Consider the following 7089-nt stretch of genomic DNA (forward strand, 5'->3'; position numbering starts at 1 on the left):
ATCTTATATTGTGGCTGTTGATAAAATTGAAAGTATTGAGCGTAGCCGCATTACCATCAATCAAAAGATTATCCCTGTTGGCGATACTTACCGCGATGAATTTTTCAGGGTGATCGGAAATAAGAACATTTAGAGCGTATGGCGTTAGGCGCTTAGCCAGTTCAAACAATTAACCTTTTAATTGCCACGGAAGCACAGAAACCACGGAATGATCCTGCCGCGATTGTCATCCTGAGCGGAGTCGAAGGATCTTTAAAGAGATTAATAAAAATTATAAAGTAGCAGCCTGTTCCATTGGTTGACCTAAAACTTTCCTGATTTCGTTTTCTACCTCAAGCGTAATATCATTTGGTGTTTTTAAGCCCGGTTCTATCGGTTTTAAAACTGTCCATTTTAGCGCATTGCCAGTGGTTAATGGAAACATGCCAAAACGAACAATTTTCCACGAATTTTCTATGGCCACCGGAACGACCAAAGCATTGGGTACTACTTTTAATATGGTAGCAATACCTCCAAATTGGAATGTTTTCAGCTGACCATCTTTCGCCCGGGTTCCCTCTGGGAAAATAACAGTACTCCAGTTGTTTTCTTTCATTCTACGGCCAAGTTTAATGATTTCGGAAATGGCTTGTTTGTTATCTTTTCGGTTGATGTTTGCCCCACCGCCTAAACGCAGGTTAATGGATATGGATGGAATACCTTTGGTAAGCTCAATTTTAGAGATAAATTTTGCACTATGTTTCCTTAAAAACCAAATTAACGAAGGGATATCGTACATACTCTGGTGGTTTGCGGCAAAAATAATTGGTCTATCTGTCGGTAAATCGTGTTCATTCTTAAAACTGATTGAATTGAATAGAAAGATCTGGCAGTAGGTTAGGAAAAAGTTAAGGATATCTACCGAAACTTTATGCGCTTTATAACCAAAAAGCTTAAAGCAAATCCATTGTATAGGATGGAAGATACAAAGTGTTAATCCAAAGAAAATATAAAAAATAGGGCTTAAAATATATCCGAAAAGCTTGCTCATCTGGTTGATTTAATAGATAGCAAAGATAATAATAAATTATTCTGGTTTGATTATCGCAATTACAACTTGGTGCATCACAAATTGCAAAAGGTTTAAAGCTGTAAACATGTATTTGTCGTCATTCCGACCGTTGCGGAGGAACCTTTAAAATTGATTTAATTTATGCGCATTGAAAGATTTCTCGACTACGCTGCACTGCGCTCGAAATGACGGAATCTAGGTTAATCGTTATGAGGGAATCTTAATATATTATTCTATAATTCGCCGTTCATTATCATCAGTTTTGCTCTTAAAATTGCGGCAACGCTTATCGAATCGGTAATCTCTCCATTCAAAACCATTTGATAAGCTTCATCAAAGGACAATTTTTTTACCACGAGTTGTTCCGTTTCTTCTGGCATCGCGATACCTTGAATTAAACCAGTAGCAACATAGATTATGCTCAGTTCATCGCTCACAGAGTTAGATAAATGTATTCTTTGGATCTCTTTCCAGTTTCTGGCGCTCATGCCCGTTTCTTCCAATAATTCCCTTCTGGCGCTTTCTAGCGATGCTTCGTGAAATGGGCCACCACCTTCGGGAATTTCCCAGCTGTAAGCGTTTAGGGCATACCGATATTGACCAACCAACCAGGTATTGTAATTTTCATCTAGTGGGAGGATTCCGATCGCCAGGTTTTTAAAATGAACGGTACCATAAATTCCTTTTCCGCCAGAGGGGTTAATCACCTGATGTTCGGTTAAGCGAATCCAGTTGTTATCGTACTTTACCTCGCTCTCTAGTGTTTTCCAAGGGTTGATCTCTTCCATGGTGCAAGATAAGCAATATGATTTTATCTTACTGTGGTTTTGCAGGAGGCGGCGGTGGTGGAATTTTATTTACGGTAATTTTAGTGAAACGATAATTTAGGCTAAAAGTGAAATTCTGCGTGTTATTGGTTGAATAATTCTCCAACCTGAAATTCTGGCCTTCATTGTAAAAGGTATTGGTCCTGTTTCCTAAAATATCATTTATTGTTACGCGAAGGTTTAACCGGTTACCAAAAAAGACTTTCCTGGCCGAGAAATTAGAAGTAATGGAACCTTTGCTCCGGCCTTGCGCATTAGTATTGTTGGCATAATTTAAGTTCGATTCGAAAGCCGTTTTAAGCGGTAACTGCATCGATAGGCCAATTGCCCCTCTAAAACTCAAACCATCACGGTTTAGCGAACTGTTTAATTGCGATTTATAATTACTTTGGATCACACTGAAATTTCCATTGGCTGATATCTTATTGGTAGGGCGATAATTCCCGATTAGGATAAGCGATAGCGAATTATTGGTGCCGACATTATCGTAAGTGCTTTCAGATCTGGCTGTATTGGAGCCTGGAATTAACGTTACCGTGCGGTAGCGTTCTATAACTCCTTGACTGGTAGAATAAGAAAGCCGCGGGTTGAATGACCATTTCTGGCCAAAAGCCCCAAAATTAATATCAAACTGGTGGGTGTAAGCTGGCGATAGATTAGGATTCCCGTAGGAGATATTAAGTGTATCAACATTATTAACCTGTGGGTTCAAGGTATTTTCTCTTGGCCGGTTTACACGGATGCTATAGGTAGCACCAATATTGTACCGTTTGCGGTAAAATCGATTTAAAGATAAATTAGGGAAAACGCTCAAATAAGGTTTTACATTATAATTCTGCCCGGTTGATAAATCGAAAGCTACATCTGTAAGTTCTGCCCTAACTCCCGTTTTAACACCCCAGCCAACCTTCCGGTAGTTGTAGGTGGCATAGGCAGCAGCTATATTTTCATTGTATAAAAACTGGTTCGATAATTTGTTGTTACGCACAAACTGTTGCGTTGCAAAATTAAAATTTTCGATTAACAAGTCGTTATCGTTCTTTCTGTAGTTAAAAGCTAGCCCGGCTTCAATGCGGTCGCGTTTATTGAATATTGGTTTTTCGTAATCTAAGGTTACGTTTAGTCCCCTGTTTCCGGTGTTGTTATTGTTTTGCTGTAAAGTTGGGGATGATGTATTGGGTTGAGTATAAGTGGTGCTATAATCCCTAAAATCGATACTCTTGTTGGTGTTGAAATTTAATCCTAAAGATATTTTACCTCCGCTGGTATCGGTCTGAAGATCGTAATCGGCATTAAAAACAAAGTTATTGCTATTGCCTTTACCCGTATTATGCTGGTTGCGGAGACGGTTTTCTATCCGTTCTTCGCTTAAGTAATGAAGATCGGTTGTAGCATTTGAATTTGAATTATTGAGGTTGTAATTGGTTGATAACCGCAGACTTTGCTTTGGACTAATGGTCCAATCTAAACCTATTCTAAAATTTCCACCGTTGTTATGGTTCCGGTAAGCCCCATATTGGTCATAATAGAAAGTTGTATCGGGAAAAAAGTTTTCGCGGRAATTGTGGCTGTCACCTTTCCCAACATTATAACGATAAGCAGCGCTTCCATTTATAGCATAAGATTTTCCGCGGTAAGATGCATTGGCGTTGGTATTACCGTTGCCCTGCAATCCACTCGAAACACCTACATTACCGTTAAAGCCAACCTTGAAGCCTTTTTTCATTACAATGTTAATGATGCCTTCGCCATCTCCGCTATATTTAGATGGTGGATTGGTAAGGACTTCTATCTTATCGATGGCATCAGAAGGTAGCACATTTAGCAGGTCGGCGATGTTCGAGGTCATATAGTCTGAGGGTTTACCATCAATAAAAACCCTCGTACTTCTTTTTCCTGCAATGGTAGCGTTGCCATCAATATCTACCTGCACCATTGGTACGTTTTTTAATACATCTGTTGCGGTACTGCCTTCGGCTAATAGTGTTGAGCCAACATTGTAGGTAACACCATCAGCTCCGAATTCGATAGGTGGTTTTTGGACGGTAATGGTTACTTCCTGCAAAGAATTTTGTTCAGAGGTTAGTTTTAATGCGCCCAGGTTTTTATCAAAATCTTTTTCTGTTATGGCTATTCCATTTACTTTTAATGGGGCATAGCCAACAAAACTTATCCTAATGCTATAATTTCCTGTTTTTAGATTTTTAATACTAAAATGGCCATCCTCATCTGTGGCAGATGTAACTATGGGCTGTTCAGATCCATCGATATAAACAGATATTACCGCTGATGGAATAGATAATCCACCAACTTCTTCAATCACTTTTCCACTGATTACACCTTTTTCTACAGCAAGCGCAGTAAAGGCCTTGAGTAAAATTAATAAGGTAAAGCAAAGCTTAGGTAAAAGTTTTTCCAATATCTGATTAGTTAAAAAAGGTGCTTAGAAATATTTTTCTAAGCACCTTAGGTTATTAAAATGATCCCTCATCAGGACGGTTATCCTGCTGATCGTCTTTCTTCTTTTTAGCACCCGTAAATGTTGTTTTTCCAAAACGGTAAGAGAAGGTTAGGTTACCCATTGTTCCCTGCATTTGTCGTTCGAAATCAACAATAGTTGCCTTATCTTCGGTGGTCATGCTCCATCTTCTGGTGTTAAATACATCTCTAACATTGAAACTTAAAGATGCTTTTTTGTTCGGGAAATCATATTTGGCTCCGCCGTCAATTCCATACATGGCGTTACGTTTTCCCTGTGCCATCACTTCCGGTGCTCTATAATCGCCGCGTACCTGTAACGATACATTTTTTGCAACGGTTAAATTTCCCGTTAGGTTGGCATTCCAACTAAATCCACTGCTCGATGGAATATCAAATCTTGCATCTCCGGCAAACTTAGCTTGATATAAGTTTACGTTGGTGGTAAAATTTAAAGCTTTAATCAGATCAAAGCGGCCAATTAACTCTAAACCACTATTGATTTGATTCGTTAAATTTTGAGGGGTTGAAGTAATGATCCCATTAACTGGTGTACTTCTTACCCGTTGAATTACATCATTGGTTTGGCGGAAATACAAACTCGAGGTTAAGGTTACTTTTTTCCAGTATTTACTATATCCCAATTCGAAAGAGTGTACATCCTCTGGCAATAAATTCGGGTTACCACCTCTATAGTTTAAAGGATCCGAAACATCCAAAAATGGATTGGTATCCCAGGGGCGAGGGCGGTTTACACGGCGTGTATAACTCAATTGGAGTTGATTATCGCCCTTTAATTTTTGCGTTAAGAAAACACTTGGATATATCCTTTTGTAATGGATATTTCCTTCGGCCGTGGTTAATACATTACCCGTGTAACCTTCTAAATGCGTATTTAAACGCGCATCTTCTCCTCTTAATCCAATTTGGTAACCAAAATCTTTAATCTGGTTCTGGTAATTGAAATAAAGTGCGTGCACCTGATCCTTACTATCGAAACCGTTAATTAACTTATTGTTACTGACATAAATATTCGTATTTGTAGGAATCGAATCTGCGTATTGATCATTGTTTCCTAAGCGGATCTGGCTACGGTAACCAACTTCAATTTTACCGGCTTTACCAACAGGTAATGCATAATCAGTCTGGATGTTGTAATTGGTGTTATTGCCAGTGTTAAAAACACGCTGTAAACTTAAGGTTTCATCAATCGGCACACCATTTCGGTTAGTGGTGTTGGTGCTGTAAGTTTGGTCGTTGTTGTTTGTTCCATACGAATAACCAAAGTTGAAGGTTAACTCTTCTTTCGGTCTTTTAAACTTCTGTACGTAATCTAAATTCAGGTCATAACTTTTTCCATAACCGTCATTATTATTGGTTCTGTTACTTAATAAAACAGGTGACTGGTTTGCACTTAATTGTCTAATATCAAGCAGCTCGTTCCGCTCATTTTCTCTTGAGTTAAAACCACCCGATAAGCTGATTACGCTTTTTGGTGCCAAATAATAATCTAAACCAGCTTTAGCATTGTGTCCTCTATCGGAAGAATTAGAAACGGTATTCTGATTTGCGAAAGCTGTTGAACTGGTTGGTGTTTTGTAGGTAATGTCCTGGAAACCGCCACCCAAACGGTTGCCATAGCGATAGCCATAGTTTCCGTAAAGGTTTACTTTGCTATTCTGAAAACTTAAATTAGTGTTGGCATTATAGTTATCACGGTTACCTGCAGTTAGCGCAACTGAACCGTTAAAGCCAAGTTTCGTATTTTTCTTCAGTACGATGTTGATGATCCCTGATTGACCTTCTGCATCATATTTAGCCGATGGATTGGTAATTACCTCAACGCTTTCGATAGAGCTGGCCGGGATCGATTGGAGAATCTGCGCTACATTACCGCCGGCAATTAAAGATGGTTTTCCATCAATTAAAACTTTTACGCCTGTAGAGCCACGTAAACTCACATTGCCATCCATATCGGTAGAAACTGAAGGAACATTCTGCAATAAATCGCCTGCTGAGCCACCTTCGCTGATTACGCTCTGGTCTACAGCAAAAATCTTTTTGTCGATCCCCATTTGCATGCCTTGTTTTTGGCCTGTTACGGTAATTTCGCTTAGCATATTTCCTTTTGAAGGATTCATTTTAATGTCGCCAAAGTTTAATGTACCCGTGGTGGCAGTAATTACCACGTTATCTCTAACCATGGTTTGGTAGCCAACAAAGCTTATTTTAAAGGTAAAGGTTCCGGTGGGGATATCTGCCATTACAAATGCACCATTTACATCTGTTTGGGCAATTTTTGCATTTTTGCTTGTTGCTTTATCAATTAAAACAGCGGTAGCAAATGGAATGGTTTCTTGTGTTTTTGCGTCTTTAAGTATTCCGGTAATTTTTGCTTTTCCACTTGTTTGTGCGAAAAGACTAAAAGATAAGCTTAAAAGTAAAAGGGTAATCTGTATTGTTGTCGATTGTAAAAGTCTCATTAAAAAATAAAATTTCGTGTGTTTTATAAAGGGAGACAAAGTAACGGCAACTAAGTTTAATTAAGGAGCCGTAACTATTTTATTACAGCCATTTTATAGTAATATTTTTGTGGGCTAATCGGCAATTAACTGTTCTCAATCAGCAGTCATCAGTTTTACAAAAACTATAAAAGAATATTACAATTGAACAATTTGCAAAATGTTACTTTTGTTTATTATGAATAGGATATTAATTGTTGATGATTTGCAC

Annotated in this window: 4 protein-coding genes and 1 pseudogene; 1 reads left to right on the plus strand and 4 read right to left on the minus strand. The window is 38.5% G+C overall.

What is annotated here, in order from left to right:
* Window positions 1–133, plus strand: a pseudogene (locus tag AC1DPQ_RS12890) (DNA-binding response regulator); the annotation flags it as partial.
* Window positions 134–271: 138 nt separating this feature from the next.
* Here AC1DPQ_RS12890 and AC1DPQ_RS12895 read toward each other — a convergent pair.
* The 4 genes from AC1DPQ_RS12895 to AC1DPQ_RS12910 all read right to left on the minus strand — a co-directional run bounded on the left by AC1DPQ_RS12895 (window position 272) and on the right by AC1DPQ_RS12910 (window position 6839).
* Window positions 272–1030, minus strand: coding sequence for a lysophospholipid acyltransferase family protein (locus tag AC1DPQ_RS12895; protein ID WP_477609606.1), 759 nt, complete (start codon window positions 1028–1030; stop codon window positions 272–274).
* Window positions 1031–1284: 254 nt separating this feature from the next.
* The gene (locus AC1DPQ_RS12900) at window positions 1285–1839 is read right to left on the minus strand and encodes an NUDIX domain-containing protein (RefSeq protein ID WP_477578383.1); all 555 of its coding nucleotides are present in this window, start codon (window positions 1837–1839) and stop codon (window positions 1285–1287) included.
* 28 nt (window positions 1840–1867) lie between these two features.
* Window positions 1868–4297: a TonB-dependent receptor gene (locus AC1DPQ_RS12905; RefSeq protein ID WP_477609608.1), complete on the minus strand. Its 2430-nt coding sequence runs from the start codon at window positions 4295–4297 to the stop codon at window positions 1868–1870.
* A 55-nt stretch (window positions 4298–4352) separates the two neighbouring features.
* Window positions 4353–6839 carry a TonB-dependent receptor gene (locus AC1DPQ_RS12910; RefSeq protein ID WP_477609610.1) on the minus strand — a complete coding sequence of 829 codons (2487 nt, stop codon included), beginning with the start codon at window positions 6837–6839 and terminating at the stop codon, window positions 4353–4355.
* Between the last annotated feature and the right edge of the window lie 250 nt (window positions 6840–7089).

This window comes from Pedobacter sp. 01T416_2 (genome assembly GCF_056398925.1).

Coding starts and splice junctions, on each gene's coding strand:
- AC1DPQ_RS12910 (WP_477609610.1), bottom strand. CDS start 6,839: ATGAGACTTTTACAATCGACAACAATACAGATTACCCTTTTACTTTTA.
- AC1DPQ_RS12895 (WP_477609606.1), bottom strand. CDS start 1,030: ATGAGCAAGCTTTTCGGATATATTTTAAGCCCTATTTTTTATATTTTC.
- AC1DPQ_RS12900 (WP_477578383.1), bottom strand. CDS start 1,839: ATGGAAGAGATCAACCCTTGGAAAACACTAGAGAGCGAGGTAAAGTAC.